Genomic DNA, 16141 nt, shown 5'->3' on the forward strand with positions numbered 1-16141 from the left:
GCGCGGCTAGCGAGGCAGCAGCCTGCGGTGGGCGTGAATGGCCATGAGAATACCGAAACCGGCCATCAAGGTCACGCTGGAGGTGCCGCCGTAGCTGACCAGCGGCAGCGGCACGCCGACCACCGGCAGGATGCCGCTGACCATGCCGACGTTGACGAACACATAGATGAAGAAGGTCAGGATCAGGCTGCCGGCCAGCAGGCGCCCGAAGGTCTCCTGGGCCTCGGCGGCGAGCCACAGCCCGCGGCAGACGATCAGCAGGTAGAGCACCAGGAAGGCCAGCATCCCCACCAGGCCGAACTCCTCGCCGAGCACTGCGACGATGAAGTCGGTATGCCGCTCGGGCAGGAACTCGAGCTGCGACTGGGTACCCTCCATCCAGCCCTTGCCCAGCACCCCGCCGCTGCCGATGGCGGTGGTGGACTGGATGATGTTCCAGCCCGCCCCCAGCGGGTCGCTGTTGGGGTCGAGGAAGGTCAGCACGCGTCGGCGCTGGTAGTCGTGCATGTTCATCCACAGTAGCGGCATCGCCGCCGCCGCCAGGGCGACAAGCAGGCCGATGATGCGCCAGGAGAGACCCGCCAGCAGCACCACGAAGACCGCCGAGGCGCCCACCAGCAGCGAGGTGCCGAGGTCCGGCTGCTTGGCGATCAGCACCACCGGCACCCCGACGATCACCGCACAAACGGCAAGATCCCGGGCCCTGGGCGGGAGTTCACGGCGGCTAAGGTAGGCGGCCACCATCAGCGGCATCGCCAGCTTCATCAGCTCCGAGGGCTGGAAGCGGATGACGCCGGGAATCACCAGCCAGCGCTGGGCCCCCATGCCCATGTCGCCCACCAGCTCCACCGCCACCAGCATCATCACGCCGAGCAGGTAGGCCGGCAGTGCCCAGCGTATCAGCGTGGCCGGCGCAAACTGGGCGATCACCACCATCACCCCCAGCGCCACGCCGAAGCGGATGCCCTGGGCGATGACGATATCGAGGCGCTGGCCGCTGGCGCTGTACATCACCACCAGACCGGCGCCCATCAGCAGCAGCAGCATGCCCAGCAGCCAGGGGTCCAGGTGCACCCGCTCCCAGAAACCCCGGCGACGCGACATGCCGCTGGCCGGCGCCTTGACCGGATACGGTCGCCAGCGGCGCGAGAGGTCACTCAGCGCCATGGGTCAGTTCCCCGCCAGGCGTTCATCATCTTCCTCCATCTCCTCGCGAATCTGCTCGACATCGGACTCATCGTCATCGAGCAGCCAGGCATCGGTCATCGCCCGCGCCAGGTGGGCGGCATGGGTGCTGCCCCCGCCGGCGTTCTCGACGATCACCGACACGGCAATCTGCGGCTCCTCGATCGGCGCGAAGGCCATGAACAGGGCATGGTCGCGCAGGCGCTCGGCCAGCTCGTCGGCGTTGTACTTCTGGTCCTGTCCCAGCGAGAAGACCTGGGCGGTGCCCGACTTGCCGCCCATGCGGTACTCGAGCCCCACCCCGGTGCGCCGTGCGGTCCCCTCATGGCCGGAGATCACCTTCTCCATGCCGGAGAAGACCCGGTCCCACCAGCCCTCGTTGGCCAGCTCGATATCCTCCGGGGTATCGGGCAGCGGCTCCGGCAACGCCTCCCCGCCGAGGCTCCTGGCCAGGCGCGGCTTGACCCAGTGCCCCCGGTTGGCCAGCACCGCGGTGGCGGTGGCCAGCTGCAGCGGGGTGAGCTGCCAGTAGCCCTGGCCGATCCCCACCGAGAGCGTCTCGCCGGGGTACCACGGCTGGTTGTAGCGCTCCCGCTTCCAGTCCCGGGACGGCATCAGGGCGTCGCTCTCGCCGAAGATATCGTGGCCGACCCGCGTGCCGAAGCCGAAGTCGGTCATGTTGGCATGGATGCGGTCGATGCCCAGGTCGTGGGCCAGGGTGTAGTAGTAGGTGTTGTTGGAGACGGCGAGGGAGCGCTCCATATCGACGCGCCCGTGCCCCCAGCGCAGCCAGTTGCGGTAGCGACGATCGTCGTTGGGGAGCTGGAAGTAGCCGGGGTCGTAGATGGTCTTGTCGGGGGTGATCACGCCCTCGGCCAGTCCGGCCAGGGCCAGGAAGGGCTTGATGGTGGAGCCGGGAGGATAGTGGCCGCGAATCGCCCGGTTGTAGAGCGGCAGATCGAGGTTCTCCTGCAAGCCGCGGTAGGCGGCCACATCGATACCGGTCACGAACTGGTTGGTGTCGTAGCCCGGGGCCGAGACCATCGCCAGGATACCGCCGGTGGCGGGCTCGATGGCGACGATGGCGCCGCGCCGACCGTCGAGCAGCTCGAAGGCCAGGTGCTGGAGCTCCTTGTCCAGCGTCAGGGTCAGGTCCTTGCCGGGCACGGGATCGGTGCGTCCCAGTTCACGCAGCACCCGACCGCGGGCATTGGTCTCCACCTTGCGCAGCCCGGCCTCGCCATGCAGCGCCTCCTCGTAGAAGCGCTCGACGCCGGTCTTGCCGATGAAGTGGGTGCCGGCATAGCGACCGGCGTCCAGGCGTTCGAGCTCCTCGGTATTGATGCGTCCCACGTAACCCAGGGCGTGAGCCATCACTTCGGCATCGGGGTAGTAGCGCAGCAGCTGGGCCTCCACCTCGACGCCCGGCAGCAGGTGGCGATTGACCGCCAGCCGCGCGATCTGTCCCTCGTCGAGATCGCTCATCAGCAGCGCCGGCTGGAAGGGACGCTGGCGCTGGCGCGAGCGCACCCGGAACGCCTCCGCCTCTTCGGGGGGGAGCTCGAGGATCTCCACCAGCCGCGTCAGGGTCGCGTCGAGGTCCTCGACCCGCTCACGCACCAGGGTGAGGTTATAGGTCGGCCGATTCTCTGCCAGCAGTTCGCCGTTGCGATCGTAGATCAGGCCGCGGGTAGGCGGCAGCGGCTCGACACGCACCCGGTTCTTCTCCGAGCGCGTGGTGTAGACCTCGTGCTGAACCACCTGAAGATAGGCCAGGCGTCCCATCAGCAGTCCGGTGAGGCTGAACACCACGACCAGGGCCAGCAGCGCACGCACCCGGAAGATACGCAGCTCCTGCTCGGGGCTCTTGAGGTTATGACGTGACTTGCGCATCGGGTTCCCGGGGTTGGCGAGAGCGCGGCGAGAGAGCGGCGAGGCGTCGACTCAGCGATGGTAGGGGTGGCCGACCATCAGCGTCCAGGCGCGGTAGAGCTGTTCGGCGAGCAGGATACGCACCAGCGGATGTGGCAGCGTCAGCGGCGACAGCGACCAGCGCTGATCGGCGGCGGCGGAGAGCTCCGGCGCCAGGCCGTCGGGACCACCGACCAGCAGCGCCACGTCGCGCCCGGCCAGCCGCCAGGCCTCGGCCTGCTCGGCGAGCCGCTCGGTGCTCCAGGCCTTGCCGCCCACTTCCAGGGCGACCACGTGCTCATCGCCGCGCAGCCTGGCGCGTATCCGCTCGGCCTCGCTGGCCATGGCCCGGGTCAGATCGGCGTTCTTGCCGCGCTGCCCCGGGGCGATCTCCTCCACCGTCAGGGTGAAATCACGGGGCAGGCGCTTGCGGTACTCCTCGACCCCCTCATTGACCCAGGCGGGCATGCGCGTGCCTACCGCCAGCAGGCGCACCTTCATGCGCCGGACAGCTCGTCTTCTCGCTCCAGGTCGCTGGGCAGGTCGGCCCAGAGCCGCTCCAGGTCATAGAGCTGGCGGGTCTCGGGCAGCATCACGTGGACCACCACGCTGCCCAGGTCGACCAGCACCCAGTCCGCACCGGCCTCGCCCTCGACGCCACGCGGCTGCAGGCCGGCCTCCTTGGCGCGCTCGACCACCCGCTGGGCCAGCGCCGCCAGGTGGCGGGTCGAGGTGCCGCTGGCGATGATCATCAGGTCGGTCACGCTGGTCAGCCGTGCGACGTCCAGCTGGACGATATCCTTGGCCTTGAGTTCTTCCAGCGCGTCCACCGCCAGAGTCTTGAGTGCGTCGTTGTGCATAGGGTCTTCTGTCAGGCTGTCGTTGAATGGCCATTGTACCGCCTTGACCGCCGTCTGACAGGGCCCGTTCGGCCCTGAACGGTCTTCAGTCCCGACGATAGAGGCCGTGGGCCAGGATATGCCGCTCCACCGCCTCGGGCAGCAGGTAACGCACGTTGCGCCCCTCGCCCAGGCGGCGGCGCAGCTCGGTGGCCGAGATCGCCATCCGCGTCGGGAGTGTCAGGCGCAGCAGGCCCCCGGCGGGGCGCGCCATCAGCGCCTCGGGCTCGTCGCACTCGCGCCCGGCGACCAGCTCGCGCAGCGACTCGGGCAGCGGCGCCTCGAAGTCCGGGCGGTCGATCACCACCAGGTTGGCCAGGGAGAAGAGACGCTGCGGCTCGTGCCACTCGGCCAGGCGCAGGAAGGCATCGTGGCCCAGCGCCATCACCAGCCGCGCATCGCGGCCCAGCTCCTCGCGCAGGGAGGACAGGGTGTCGGCGCTGAACGAGGGGCCCTCGCGGGCGAGTTCGCGGTCGTCGGCGACCAGCCCCGGGGTATCGCCGATCGCCAGGCGCAGCAGCGCAAGGCGCTCTTCGGGCGCCACCCGGGGCTCCCCGCGCAGCGGCGGGGCCTTGGCGGGGATCAGGTGCACCCGGTCGAGCCCCAGCACCTCCTGGAGCTCCACGGCGCTGCGCAGGTGGCCCAGGTGCACCGGGTCGAAGGTGCCGCCGAGCATGGCGACACGCGCCGGGCGCGCGTCCTGCCGCGCCGGGGATGGCTCGTTCACTGGCGGACCTGACCGTCGCCCAGGACCACGTACTTGCGGGTGGTGAGGCCCTCGAGCCCCACCGGGCCGCGGGCGTGGAGCTTGTCGGTGGAGATGCCGATCTCGGCGCCCAGGCCATACTCGAAGCCGTCGGCGAAACGGGTCGAGGCGTTGACCATCACCGAACTGGAGTCCACCTCGGCCATGAACCGCCGCGCCAGGGTCCAGGACTCGGTGACGATGGCATCGGTGTGGTGGGAGCCGTAGCGCTCGATATGCGCCATGGCGGCCTCGATGCCGTCGACCACGCGGATCGCCAGCACCGGGGCCAGGTACTCGGCGTGCCAGTCCTCCTCCCGGGCCGCCACGACGTCCGGGAGGATCCCGCGGGTACGCTCGCAGCCACGCAGCTCGACACCATGCTCGGCGTAGGCGGCGGCCAGTGTCGGCAGCAGCGACTCGGCCAGAGGCGCATCCACCAGCAGCGTCTCCATGGTGTTGCAGGTGCCGTAGCGGTGGGTCTTGGCATTCACCGCGATGGCCAGCGCCTTCTCGGGATCGGCGGTGGCGTCCAGATAGACGTGACAGACGCCATCCAGATGCTTGATCACCGGCACCCGGGCCTCGCGGGAGATGCGCTCGATCAGCGACTTGCCCCCCCGCGGGATGATCACGTCGACGAACTCGGGCATGGTGATCAGGCGGCCCACGGCGGCGCGATCGGTGGTCGCCACCACCTGCACGGCCCCCTCGGGGAGCCCCGCGGCGGCCAGCCCCTGGCGGATGCAGGCGGCGATGGCGGCATTGGAGTCGCGTGCCTCGGAGCCGCCGCGCAGGATCGCGGCATTGCCCGACTTGAGGCACAGGCTGGCCGCCTCGAGGGTGACGTTGGGGCGCGACTCGTAGATGATGCCGATCACCCCCAAGGGCACGCGCATCTGGCCGACCTGGATGCCGCTGGGCCGGGCGCGCAGGCCATCGATCTCGCCCACCGGGTCGGGCAGGCCCGCCACCTGGGTGAGGCCCTCGATCATCGCATCGACTCGGCCCTCATCCAGGGCCAGACGGTCGAGCAGGGCGGCGTCCAGGCCGCTCTCTCGCCCGCGCTCAAGGTCCCTGGCATTGGCCGCCAGCACCTCGCCCCGCGAGGCCTCAAGCGCCTCGGCCATGGCCAGCAGCGCGGCATTCTTGGGGCCGGTGGGCGTGCGACGCAGGATCGCGGCGGCGGCCCGCGCCGCCTGTCCCAGGCCGGTCATGTAGGCATCGATATCGCGGATCTCCTCGGCGCCTGCCGCGGCGGCGCCGTCGCGCTGGACTTGAGCTGTCATGCCAGAGGGTGTCTCCTGTGGGCGTGGCCTGAACGAACCGGAACGGCGCTATACTGGCGCTCGGCGGGCACGTTGCGTAAAGGGAGTCATAGTAAGCCACCATGCAGAGCAAGTACAAAGTCGGCCTGCTGCGCCTCAATCTGCTGCTGGCGGCGCTATTCCCGGCGCTGATGGTGGCCAGCGCCCACGACATCTCAGAGGCCATGCTGCTCGGCCTGGCGGCGGCCTGGCTCGCCATCAGCGCCGGCCTGGTCGAGTTCAGCCATCGCCGCCCCCCGCTGGTGCCCTGGCAGCTGCTGCCCAGCCTGCTGCTCGGCGCCCTGCTGTGGTCCTCGGCGGAGCGCTATCCCTTCTGGCTATGGGCCTGGGCCGCCCTGGTCATGCTGCCCCAGCCCGCCTGGATGGCCGCCCTCAACGCCCTGCTGGCGGCGGCCTCCTGGGCCTGGCTGGCACGCCTGATGCCCATCGAACAGTCCCTCGCCGCCGGCCTGGTGTTCGCCCTGCTGCTGGCGCTCGGGCTCTCTCGGGCGCGCCGGCTGACGCCACTGCACGGCCAGGCCAGGGGCCGAGTCAGCCTGGAACCGGGGCTGCGCCTCTGGCCACGCGCCAGGCTGGCCGGGGACCTGGCCCGGGAGCGTGGCCGCGCCGGGCGCGACGGTACCCATGCCGAGCTGCTGCTGGTGCGTACCCGGAGGCGTCACCTCTGGCGCGTGGCCAGGCAGCTGTGCGAGATGACCCGACGCTTCGAGCACTGCTATCGACTCGATGCCCGCACCCTGGCCGCCCTGCTCGTCTGCCGCAACGCCGCCCAGGCAGACAGTCGACGCGAGACGCTGCTACAGCGCCTGGCCGAGGTGGAGCGCGTGCGAGCGGTCCCGCTGCCGCAGACCCGCCCGCTGGCCGAAGAATTACGCGCCCTGGAACAGCAGACGGCGCCACGCACCACGACGCGGAGGGCGAAGCCCAATGCCGAGGACTGATACCCCACGCCTGCTGGCGGGCCTCTATGCGCTGGGGGCAGTGCTGCTGCTCGGCCAGGCGCTGTGGCACTACCTGGTCGGTGACTACGCCCGGATCCTGCTGCCGGCCCTGCTCGCCCCGCTGCTGCTGACCGCCGCCCTGATGCGCCTGGGACAGCAGGAGACGGCACGCCTCTCGGCCTATCTGGTGCTGATCTGCGGCTACCTGCTGGTCGCCACCAGCCTGCCGGGCGAAGGCCGCCTGGCGCTGCTGTGGCTGGGACTGCCACCGGTGTTGACCCTGCTGTTGCTGCCGCTGGGCCCGGCCACCCTGCTCAACCTGACCCTGGCACCGATCTGGCTGCTGCTGGCCGACGGCGGCCTGTCACTACCGCTGTCACTCGCCTACCTGGCGCTGGTGATCGCCGCCGGGCTCGCCCCCTGGGGAGTACGCCATCAGCAGGCCCTGCTGCTGGCCACCGACCCCCGCGACGAGGAGTGTGCCGCCCTGAAGGCGGCACCGCTTCTCGAGCGCCTGGAGAGCGAGGTGGAGCGTGCCGACCTGCTGGGCCAGCGACTCGCCGTGGTGGTGCTCCACCTCCCGCAGCTGGAGATGGCCGATGAGCCGTATGGCGGCCCCGCCCGGCTGGCCCTGCTGGGCAGCTTCTGCGGGACGGTGGCGGAACACAGCCGTGACCACGACCTGCTGGGCCGCCTCGACGATGCCGACTTCTGGCTGGTGCTGCCCGATACCAGCGAGAGCGGGGCCCTGCTGGTACGCCAGCGCATCGAGGAGGCCGCGGCGGGCGCCATGCTCGACGGCAGCGGGGGCCTGGAGGTACGCGGGGGCACCTGCAGCCACTCGCCGGGCTCTCCCTTCATGGCGCTGAAGCGCCGCCTGGATGCCACCACACGACGCCTCGCCGATGGCTGACGCCCTGTCCGTTCCTGCCCCGGAAGCCCCGCCATGGACCTGACCCAGCTGCTCTACCAGCTCACCCCGTCGCCGGGCCTGCTGCTGCTGATCATCGCCGGCATCGCCATGCTGGAATCGCTGGCGCTGGTGGGCGTCCTGGTGCCCGGCGTGTTGCTGATCACCGCCGCCGCCTCCATGGCCGGCCACCAGGAACTGGCCCTGCCGGCGACCCTGTTTGCCGCCTTCCTGGGCGCGGTGGTGGGCGACAGCACCAGTTTCGTGCTGGGCTACACCCAGCGCGAGCGCGTCACGCGGCGCTGGCCACTCTCGCGCCACCCCGAGTTCCTCGCCAGGGGGGCACGCTTCTTCCAGCGTTACGGCGTGCTGTCGGTGTTCCTGGGACGCTTCGTCGGCCCCGTACGCCCCATGGTGCCGCTGATTGCCGGCATGCTGCGCATGTCACCGCGCACCTTCACCTGGGCCAATCTCGCCTCCGCGGCACTCTGGGCCCCCGCCTATGTGCTGCCGGGCTACCTGCTGGGACGTACCTGGGAGCAACTGCTCGAGGTACCTTCGGCGTTCAGCAAGCCGCTGGCGGTGCTGGCCGTGATGCTGCTGGTGCTGGCGGTGACCTTCTCCTGGCTGCGCCACCACGCCGGCAGGCGCGGACGCGTCTACCGCCTGACCGCTGGTCTGGCCCGGCGTCACCCTCTGCTGCGCACCCTGTGGCTGCGCCAGAGCGGCAGCGGCGAGGTCCCCCTGGCCAGCCTGATGCTGCTGATACTGGCCCTGGGCGGGGTATCGGGCTGGACCCTGCTGGTGATGCAGCATGACCTGCATGGCCCGCTACCCATGGATCTCCAGGCCCAGGCCCTCTTCGAGGGGCTCGCCTTCCCCGCCCTGACCCTCGTCAGCGAGGGACTGGCCCGCATCGGCGACCTGCTCGGCGTGGCGGCGCTCGCCCTGCCCTGGGGTGCCTGGCTGCTGTGGCGGCGACGCCTGGATGCCGTCTGGCACCTCACCGCCGGTCTGGTGGGCATCGCGGCGCTCAACACCCTGGGCAAGGCGCTGTTCGAGCGACCGCGGCCGCATGTTCCCGCCCACCTGGCGGACTCCTTCTCCTACCCCAGTGCTCACGCCTCCAGCGCCGTGGTGCTGTTCGGCCTGGCGGCGGCCTTCGCCGCCCGGGAGCTGGCGCCGGCCTGGCGCCACTGGGCCTACTGGGCGGCCATCCTCGCCGCCACCCTGATGGCGCTGTCGCGCCTGGTGATCGGCGTACACTGGTTCAGCGATCTGGTCGGTGGCGCCCTGCTGGGGCTGGTGGCCTGCGCCCTGGTCCAGCTCTCCTGGCAGACGCGGGAACGGCCCCCGCTCGCCCCCTGCCCCTGGCCTTGGCTTACCGCCGCGTCACTTTGTCTGGTAGCGGCACGCGTCGCCTGGCTACCGTCGGTCTAACCCAGCGCCAGCCACAGGCCGACGCCGACCATCAGGGTCCCGGCGATGCGGTTGAGCAGGCGCACGCTGCCGCCTCGCGAGAGCAGGCGACGCAGCCGGCTGCCGCCGGTGGCGTAGAGCATCAGGCAGGCGAACTCGATGGTCAGGATCAAGGCCACCAGCACGGCGAGCTGGCCGCTCAGCGCTCGCTCGGCATCGAGGAAGGGAGGCAGCAGCGCCACGAAGAAGGCCCACCCCTTGGGGTTGGCCACGGCGGTGACGAAGCCCTGGGTGACCAGTTGTGCGCGCCCGGCGGGCGCCACCTCAAGCCCCTCCTCGGGGATCGCCATGCGCCCCCGGGAGCGCCACATCATGATGCCCAGATAGGCCAGGTAGGCCCCGCCCAGCCACTTGAACAGCGCGAAGAGCTCCGGCTGGCGGAGCATCAGCGCCGCCACCCCGGCCCCGGCCGCGGCGGCCACCAGCCCCACCCCGACCAGCTCCCCGGCCATCATCCACAGGCTGCGGCGCACCCCCTGGGTCATGCCCAGCACCATGGCCAGGGTCATGCACATCCCCGGGGTGAGGGAGACGAGGAAGAAGGTCGGCACGAAGACCGAGAGCAGTGAGAGGTTCAGCATGCCATGTCCTTGCTGCAACGAGAGGCGCCCAGGATGCCTGGGCCGGGTGACAGCGAGCTTACGTCGCCTCGCCCCAGCGCGGCATCAGGTGGTGTTCGATGCCCAGCTGATTGAGGATCCGCGCGACGATAAAGTCGACCAGGTCATCGATCGACTCGGGCTGGTGATAGAACCCCGGCGCGGCGGGCAGGATCACCGCCCCCAGGCGGCTCAGGTTGAGCATATGCTCGAGATGGATCGCCGAGAGCGGCGTCTCGCGGGGCACCAGGATCAAGCGGCGCCTCTCCTTCAGCGCCACGTCGGCGGCGCGCTCGATCAGGTTGTTGCTGGCCCCCGTCGCCACCGCCGAGAGCGTGCCGGTGGAACAGGGGCAGATCACCATGGAGGATGGCGCCCCGGAGCCGGAGGCCACCGGCGACATCCACTCCTCGCGGCCGAAGCAGCGGATCTGCCCGGGCCGGGCGCCGCTGCGCGAGATGAGCTCCGCGGCCAGACGCTCGGGGCGGGCCGGCAGGCCGGCGTCGGTCTCGGTGGCGATCACCAGATGGGCCGCCTTGGAGATCATCACCCATACCTCATGGTTGGCCGCTACCAGCGCCTCGATCAGTCGCAGCCCGTACTGGGCGCCGGAGGCACCGGTCAGCGCCACCGTCACCGGGGGGGAAAATGCCTCAGCCATGGGCCAGCTCCAGCGCCGCCAGCAGCTTCTCGTGGATGCCACCGAAGCCGCCGTTGGACATCACCACGATGCGGTCATAGGGCCTGGCCTCTGCCACCAGGGCCGCCACCAGGGCATCCAGATCCTGCTCCAGGCGCGCCGGCACCGGGCTCGCGGCGACGACCGGCTCCAGCGGCCAGTCCAGCCCCTCCGGTCGATACCAGAAGGCGATATCGGCGGCCACCACGCTCGCCGCCAGGCGATCACGCAGGGTGCCCAGGCGCATGGTGTTGGAGCGCGGCTCGACCACCGCCAGCAGCCTGCCCCGGGCGGTGGCCGCACGCAACCCCTCGAGGGTGGCAGCGATGGCCGTGGGATGATGGGCGAAGTCGTCGATCACCTGGATATTGGCCACCTCCCCACGCAGCTCCTGACGCCGCCGAGGCGACTCGAAACGTGCCAGGGCCGCGGCACCGCGGGCCGGGTCCACCCCGCAGGTGTGGGCGGCGGCCAGCGCCGCCAGGGCGTTGCGGGCGTTGTAGCTTCCGGTCAGTGGCCAGTCGACCACCGCATCCTCGTCGACGTCTTGCGCTTGATGAATCACCCGGAAGCGCGAGGCATCGTCGCGCTCCAGCTCGAGCCTCCAGGGGCTCGTGGCGGCCTCGCCGAAGCGCACCACCGGGGTCCAGGCCCCCATCGCCAGCACCCGGTCGAGGGCCTCTTCGTCATCGGCTACCAGCAGCCGTCCCCTGCCGGGCACCGTGCGCACCAGGTGGTGGAACTGGCGCTCGATGGCGGCCAGATCGTCGAAGATATCGGCATGGTCGAACTCCAAATTGCCCAGCACCGCGATCTCGGGGCGGTAGTGGACGAACTTGGAGCGCTTGTCGAAGAAGGCGGTGTCGTACTCGTCGGCCTCCACCACGAAGGGCGCATCCGCGGCGCCCAGGCGCGCCGAAACGCCGAAGTTGCGCGGCACGCCACCGATCAGGAAGCCCGGCGCCAGTCCCGCCGACTCCAGCAGCCAGGCGGTAAGGCTCGCCGTGGTGGTCTTGCCGTGGGTGCCGGCCACGGCGATCACCCGCCGGCCGGGCAGCACGTGCTCGGCCAGCCACTGGGGACCGGAGACATACGGCAGGCCCGCATCGAGCACCGCCTCCACCTCGGGGTTGCCGCGCGACAGCGCATTGCCGATCACCACCAGATCGGGGCGTGGCTCGAGGTTGGTGGGCGAGTAGCCCTCCATCAGGGCGATGCCGGCCTCCTCCAGCTGGGTGCTCATCGGCGGGTAGACCCCCGCGTCCGAACCACTGACACGGTGGCCAAGCTCGCGTGCCAACAGCGCCAGGCTGCCCATGAAGGTGCCACAGATACCGAGGATATGAAGGTGCATGGGGCTCGCTCCAGCATGGGGTCGGTGGCCGCATCGGCGCGGCGCGCAAAGGGGGGAGACTAGCATGGCCCCGACGAGCCCCTCCAGCGCCTGTTCAGGGCGAATGGCACGATAGCGCGAGGCGCCGGGGACAGGTCGGAGAGGGGCGCCGGGTGCAGCCTCGGCCACTTTCGGCTAGAATCCTGCGACTTTCGTCACCCCATTCCCGAACAGCAGCGACGCTCAGGAGCAGACCAGCCCCATGGCCCACAATGCCTTCTACGCCCAGTCAGGTGGCGTCACCGCCGTGATCAACGCCAGCGCCTGCGGCGTGATCGAGGCCTGCCGCCGCCATCCCGACCGTATCGGCAAGGTCTATGCCGGCCACAATGGCATCATCGGCGCCCTCACCGAGGAGCTGATCGATGTCAGCCAGGAGTCCGACGAGGCGATCGCCGCGCTGCGCCATACCCCGGGCGGCGCCTTCGGCTCCTGCCGCTACAAGCTGAAGGACATCGAGAGCCACCGCGCCCAGTACGAGCGGCTGATCGAGGTGTTCCGCGCCCACGATATCCGCTACTTCTTCTACAACGGCGGTGGCGACAGTGCCGACACCTGCCTCAAGGTCTCGCAGCTCTCCGAGAAGCTCGGCTATCCGCTCACCGCCATCCACGTACCCAAGACCGTGGACAACGACCTGCCGATCACCGACAACTCCCCGGGCTTCGGCAGCGTGGCCAAGTATATCGCCACCTCGACCCTGGAGGCCTCGCTGGACATCGCCTCCATGTGCGCCACCTCCACCAAGGTGTTCGTGCTCGAGGTCATGGGCCGCCATGCCGGCTGGATCGCCGCCTCCGGGGCACTTGCCGGCCAGGGCGAGGGCGAGCCGCCCCACCTGGTGATCTTTCCCGAGATAGCCTTCGACCGTGAAGCCGTCATGGCCCGCGTCGACGAGGCGGTAAAGAAGTACGGCTACTGCGTGATCGTGGTCTCCGAGGGTGCCCGCTACGAGGATGGCACCTTCCTCGCCGACGCCGGCAACACCGATGCCTTCGGCCATCGCCAGCTGGGCGGCGTGGCGCCGACCCTGGCCGGCATGGTCAAGCAGGACCTGGGCTACAAGTACCACTGGGCGGTGGCCGACTACCTGCAGCGCGCCGCTCGCCACCTGGCCTCCAGGACCGACGTCGAGCAGGCCTATGCGGTGGGCGAGAAGGCCGTGGAGCTGGCCATCGAGGGCAAGAACGCGATGATGCCGGCGATCAAGCGTGTCTCCGATGCCCCCTATGCCTGGCGCATCGAGGCCGCCCCGCTGGCCGAGATTGCCAACCGCGAGAAGTTCATGCCTCGCGACTTCATCAGCGAGGATGGCTTCGGCATCACCGCGGCCTGCCGCCAGTACCTGTCGCCGCTGATCCAGGGCGAGGACTTCCCCCCGTTCGACAACGGCCTGCCCCGGGTGGCGAAGCTGGCCAAGCACCGTGTCGAGCGCAAGCTGCCGGAGTTCAAGCTCTAAGTCACAAGGAACAAGGGTCAAGGAACAAGGGGCAACCTCCCCTTGCGCCTTGATCCTGGCCGAAGGCCCTATCGCAGCAACCAGGAAAGCACCAGCAGCAGCAGCAGGATCGCCGCGATGCCCTGCCAGAAGTGGCCGGAGTCGCGGAACCGCCGCGGGCTGAGTCGCGATGCCGTCGACTGGCGCGAGATCGCCAGGGGCTGGCGAAGCTCACGCAGGAACTCCGACATGCGCCGATAACGCAGCGCCCGCTGGGGGTCCAGCGCCCGGCGCAACGCCTCGTCCAGGGCCTGAGGCACTTCGGGGTTGCGCTGCCGCGCGCTGCGGTAGACGAGCTGCTCGAGATCGGTATGGCTGCGCAGGCGGTTGGGAGGCACTTCATAGGGCAGCTCGCCGGTCAGCAGCCAGTAGACCGTGGAGGCATAGGAGTACTGGTCGCTGCGCCGACCGATCCCGTCATCCAGGGCGTATTCCGGGGCGCTGTGTTCGGTGAGCCCCACCTGGCGCAACAGCTCGCGGGCATCCTTGAGCCCACCCCCGTCGCGCATCCGGCAGGCACTGAAGTCGGTCAGCACGACCTGCCCATGGGTATCGATCAGCACATTGCCGGGATGGATCTGCTGGTGCAGCAGCTCGCGGTGGTGCAGGGCCTGCACCGCCTTGCCCAGCTGGTTGGCGATATCCAGGCGCTGGGCCAGGCTGGCCTGGGGGTGGCGCCGCGCCCAGTCCACCAGGGTCTCGCCCTCGACATGGGCCATCAGGTAGTAGAGGAAGCGACGCGGCCGCGACGTCTCCATCACACGCACCACGAAGGGTGACTTGACCCGCTCCACCACCCACTGCTGGAGCAGGAAGTGCTCCAGGTAGATATTGCGGTGGGAGAGCTCGGGGCTCGGTGCCTTCATCACCATCTCGCGTTCGCTCTTGAGGTCGCGCACCCGGTAGACCCGCGACTGGGCGGTGCGTGACAGCACGGCCAGCACCTCCAGGCCATCGAGGCGATCCCCAGGCGAGAGCTCGGGCGGGATCGGCAGTTCACCGTACACCTTGGCCGGGTGGTCGGACTGGGCGTCGGGCAGCTCATCGATGCGCACCAGCTGGAAGCAGAACTGGTCGGCCCCGTAGCCGCGCGACTGGGCGCGCTGCACCGCCGCCTCGGCCAGGCGATCACAGGCGGCATCGAGATCGCTGGCGTCCTGGCGGATCAACTGCACATACTCCGACGGCATCAGGGTGCCCAGCACCGCCTGGGTGGTGAACAGGAACAGATCCCCCTGCTTGACCGGAAAGTGCAGGTAATCGATGTCGATGCTGTTATCCATGCCCAGGGCCCGAGAGGGGTAGCGATAGCCCCCGAGGTCGGTGACGTGATCACGGGTCAGCTGTTCGAACTCCGCCCCGCGCAGCCGGAACACCAGGGTGTCGCCCACATGGAAGAGATGCCCCTCGGCACCGCGCAGCACCAGCGCCGACAGCGAGGTGACGTAGCTGACCTCCGCCACCTGGCGGCTCTGGCTGTAGCTCCAGGCGTTAAGGGCGCGCAGCACGCGGGTCGCCGACGTCTTGACGTCCCAGTGGTCGGGGGTGGAGTAATAGTCGGCGAGGAAGCCGCGCACGCTGAGGTCCCCGGCCTGCTGGGCCATGCTGTTGCGCAGGGTGGCGTCACTGATCAGCGCACAGGCCCCCTTGGCGTTGAGCTGGGGCGCGTCGGGCAGCCGTACCGACATGGAGCTGCGATGCCGCCGGCGATTCGGCGCCACGAAGGCCTGGCCAAAACTCAATGACAGCTGCGCGGGAGTCACTCACCCCTCCTTGCCCGATGGTTGCCTGCCCGAAGCCCGGCTCCGTGGCGGCGCCCATCATACACGGGAGCGCGGCACGGCGGTGCCCCTCCGAAGGTGCCGCCCTGGGGCGAAGCAGCGACGGCACCGATGGTCGAATTGGTATTCACCCGGGCAGGCCCGTATAATTTCGCAAATTTTTTCATCCAGACGATTCGCCAAGATCATTGGCCAAGACCATTCGCCAACCACCATTTCCAACCGCTATTGGCAACCCCCCAAGGAAGCGACGATGAACTTCGACAACATCCCCGCCGGCAAAGACCTTCCCAACGACCTCTACGTGGCGATCGAGATCCCGGCCAACCATGCGCCCGTGAAGTACGAGATCGACAAGGACATGGGCGCCCTGCTGGTCGACCGCTTCATGGCCACCCCGATGTTCTACCCGGCCAACTACGGCTTCATCCCGCACACCCTGGCCGACGACGGCGATGCCCTGGACGCCCTGGTCGTGACCCCCTACCCGGTCCAGCCCGGTAGCATCATCCGCGCCCGCCCGGTGGGCATCCTCAACATGACCGACGAGGCCGGTGAGGACGCCAAGCTGGTATGCGTGCCGCATCACAAGCTCTCCAGCCTCTATGACGATGTCCAGGAAGTGACCGACCTGCCCGAGCTGCTGCGCCAGCAGATCGCCCACTTCTTCGAGAACTACAAGGATCTCGAGAAGGGCAAGTGGGTCAAGGTGGAGTCCTGGGAAGGCGTCGAAGCGGCTCGCAAGGCCATCGAGAAGGCCTCCGCCGCCTACCACAAGGCCTGAATTCGCGTC

15 protein-coding genes are annotated in these 16141 nt (G+C 69.5%); 5 read left to right on the forward strand and 10 right to left on the reverse strand.

Annotated elements, in window-relative coordinates:
* Positions 1-6: 6 nt before the first annotated feature.
* From rodA to RAN53_RS02875, 6 genes are all read right to left on the reverse strand, one after another.
* Positions 7-1167, reverse strand: coding sequence for a rod shape-determining protein RodA (rodA, locus tag RAN53_RS02850; protein WP_305795303.1), 1161 nt, complete (start codon positions 1165-1167; stop codon positions 7-9).
* 3 nt (positions 1168-1170) lie between these two features.
* Complete coding sequence (gene mrdA / locus RAN53_RS02855; protein ID WP_305795304.1) at positions 1171-3078, reverse strand: penicillin-binding protein 2; 1908 nt, start codon at positions 3076-3078, stop codon at positions 1171-1173.
* Between the two features lie 51 nt (positions 3079-3129).
* Positions 3130-3597 carry a 23S rRNA (pseudouridine(1915)-N(3))-methyltransferase RlmH gene (gene rlmH, locus RAN53_RS02860; RefSeq protein WP_305795305.1) on the reverse strand — a complete coding sequence of 156 codons (468 nt, stop codon included), beginning with the start codon at positions 3595-3597 and terminating at the stop codon, positions 3130-3132.
* Positions 3594-3956 (reverse strand): ribosome silencing factor, encoded by a 363-nt coding sequence (gene rsfS / locus RAN53_RS02865; RefSeq protein WP_305795306.1) that lies wholly within the window; start codon positions 3954-3956, stop codon positions 3594-3596. The genes rlmH and rsfS overlap by 4 nt, the downstream gene beginning before the upstream one ends.
* An 85-nt stretch (positions 3957-4041) precedes the next feature.
* Positions 4042-4671, reverse strand: coding sequence for a nicotinate-nucleotide adenylyltransferase (gene nadD / locus RAN53_RS02870; RefSeq protein WP_305795456.1), 630 nt, complete (start codon positions 4669-4671; stop codon positions 4042-4044).
* Positions 4672-4718: 47 nt separating this feature from the next.
* Positions 4719-6029, reverse strand: coding sequence for a glutamate-5-semialdehyde dehydrogenase (locus tag RAN53_RS02875; protein WP_305795307.1), 1311 nt, complete (start codon positions 6027-6029; stop codon positions 4719-4721).
* Between the two features lie 101 nt (positions 6030-6130).
* On the opposite strand from RAN53_RS02875, the gene RAN53_RS02880 reads away from it, so the two are divergent.
* Genes RAN53_RS02880 through RAN53_RS02890 form a run of 3 tightly spaced genes read left to right on the forward strand, consistent with a single transcriptional unit; the run spans position 6131 to position 9359 of the window.
* Positions 6131-7009 carry a hypothetical protein gene (locus tag RAN53_RS02880; protein ID WP_305795308.1) on the forward strand — a complete coding sequence of 293 codons (879 nt, stop codon included), beginning with the start codon at positions 6131-6133 and terminating at the stop codon, positions 7007-7009.
* Positions 6996-7922 (forward strand): diguanylate cyclase domain-containing protein, encoded by a 927-nt coding sequence (locus tag RAN53_RS02885; RefSeq protein WP_305795309.1) that lies wholly within the window; start codon positions 6996-6998, stop codon positions 7920-7922. The genes RAN53_RS02880 and RAN53_RS02885 overlap by 14 nt, the downstream gene beginning before the upstream one ends.
* Before the next feature lie 33 nt (positions 7923-7955).
* Positions 7956-9359 (forward strand): bifunctional DedA family/phosphatase PAP2 family protein, encoded by a 1404-nt coding sequence (locus RAN53_RS02890; protein WP_305795310.1) that lies wholly within the window; start codon positions 7956-7958, stop codon positions 9357-9359.
* Here the strand turns inward: RAN53_RS02890 and RAN53_RS02895 are convergent.
* From RAN53_RS02895 to mpl, 3 genes are read right to left on the reverse strand one after another with little or no spacing between them, the layout of a single operon-like run.
* Entirely contained in the window at positions 9356-9979 is a 624-nt protein-coding gene (locus RAN53_RS02895; RefSeq protein WP_305795311.1) for a LysE family translocator, read from the reverse strand. The genes RAN53_RS02890 and RAN53_RS02895 overlap by 4 nt on opposite strands.
* Before the next feature lie 58 nt (positions 9980-10037).
* Positions 10038-10658 (reverse strand): flavin prenyltransferase UbiX, encoded by a 621-nt coding sequence (locus tag RAN53_RS02900; RefSeq protein WP_305795312.1) that lies wholly within the window; start codon positions 10656-10658, stop codon positions 10038-10040.
* On the reverse strand, positions 10651-12030 hold the full coding sequence (mpl, locus tag RAN53_RS02905) for a UDP-N-acetylmuramate:L-alanyl-gamma-D-glutamyl-meso-diaminopimelate ligase (protein WP_305795313.1): 1380 nt from the start codon (positions 12028-12030) through the stop codon (positions 10651-10653). Before mpl ends, RAN53_RS02900 begins: the two co-directional genes overlap by 8 nt.
* Positions 12031-12271: 241 nt before the next feature.
* On the opposite strand from mpl, the gene RAN53_RS02910 reads away from it, so the two are divergent.
* The gene (locus RAN53_RS02910) at positions 12272-13528 is read left to right on the forward strand and encodes a 6-phosphofructokinase (RefSeq protein ID WP_305795314.1); all 1257 of its coding nucleotides are present in this window, start codon (positions 12272-12274) and stop codon (positions 13526-13528) included.
* Positions 13529-13596: 68 nt separating this feature from the next.
* Here RAN53_RS02910 and RAN53_RS02915 read toward each other — a convergent pair whose 3' ends face one another.
* Positions 13597-15330 (reverse strand): protein kinase domain-containing protein, encoded by a 1734-nt coding sequence (locus tag RAN53_RS02915; RefSeq protein ID WP_305795315.1) that lies wholly within the window; start codon positions 15328-15330, stop codon positions 13597-13599.
* 271 nt (positions 15331-15601) lie between these two features.
* On the opposite strand from RAN53_RS02915, the gene ppa reads away from it, so the two are divergent.
* Complete coding sequence (gene ppa / locus RAN53_RS02920; RefSeq protein WP_305795316.1) at positions 15602-16132, forward strand: inorganic diphosphatase; 531 nt, start codon at positions 15602-15604, stop codon at positions 16130-16132.
* Positions 16133-16141: the final 9 nt, after the last annotated feature.

It is taken from the genome of Halomonas sp. SSL-5, assembly GCF_030708455.1.
Classification (GTDB): domain Bacteria; phylum Pseudomonadota; class Gammaproteobacteria; order Pseudomonadales; family Halomonadaceae; genus Halomonas.

Coding starts and splice junctions, on each gene's coding strand:
- rodA (WP_305795303.1), bottom strand. CDS start 1,167: ATGGCGCTGAGTGACCTCTCGCGCCGCTGGCGACCGTATCCGGTCAAG.
- mrdA (WP_305795304.1), bottom strand. CDS start 3,078: ATGCGCAAGTCACGTCATAACCTCAAGAGCCCCGAGCAGGAGCTGCGT.
- rlmH (WP_305795305.1), bottom strand. CDS start 3,597: ATGAAGGTGCGCCTGCTGGCGGTAGGCACGCGCATGCCCGCCTGGGTC.
- rsfS (WP_305795306.1), bottom strand. CDS start 3,956: ATGCACAACGACGCACTCAAGACTCTGGCGGTGGACGCGCTGGAAGAA.
- nadD (WP_305795456.1), bottom strand. CDS start 4,671: ATGCTCGGCGGCACCTTCGACCCGGTGCACCTGGGCCACCTGCGCAGC.
- RAN53_RS02875 (WP_305795307.1), bottom strand. CDS start 6,029: ATGACAGCTCAAGTCCAGCGCGACGGCGCCGCCGCGGCAGGCGCCGAG.
- RAN53_RS02880 (WP_305795308.1), top strand. CDS start 6,131: ATGCAGAGCAAGTACAAAGTCGGCCTGCTGCGCCTCAATCTGCTGCTG.
- RAN53_RS02885 (WP_305795309.1), top strand. CDS start 6,996: ATGCCGAGGACTGATACCCCACGCCTGCTGGCGGGCCTCTATGCGCTG.
- RAN53_RS02890 (WP_305795310.1), top strand. CDS start 7,956: ATGGACCTGACCCAGCTGCTCTACCAGCTCACCCCGTCGCCGGGCCTG.
- RAN53_RS02895 (WP_305795311.1), bottom strand. CDS start 9,979: ATGCTGAACCTCTCACTGCTCTCGGTCTTCGTGCCGACCTTCTTCCTC.
- RAN53_RS02900 (WP_305795312.1), bottom strand. CDS start 10,658: ATGGCTGAGGCATTTTCCCCCCCGGTGACGGTGGCGCTGACCGGTGCC.
- mpl (WP_305795313.1), bottom strand. CDS start 12,030: ATGCACCTTCATATCCTCGGTATCTGTGGCACCTTCATGGGCAGCCTG.
- RAN53_RS02910 (WP_305795314.1), top strand. CDS start 12,272: ATGGCCCACAATGCCTTCTACGCCCAGTCAGGTGGCGTCACCGCCGTG.
- ppa (WP_305795316.1), top strand. CDS start 15,602: ATGAACTTCGACAACATCCCCGCCGGCAAAGACCTTCCCAACGACCTC.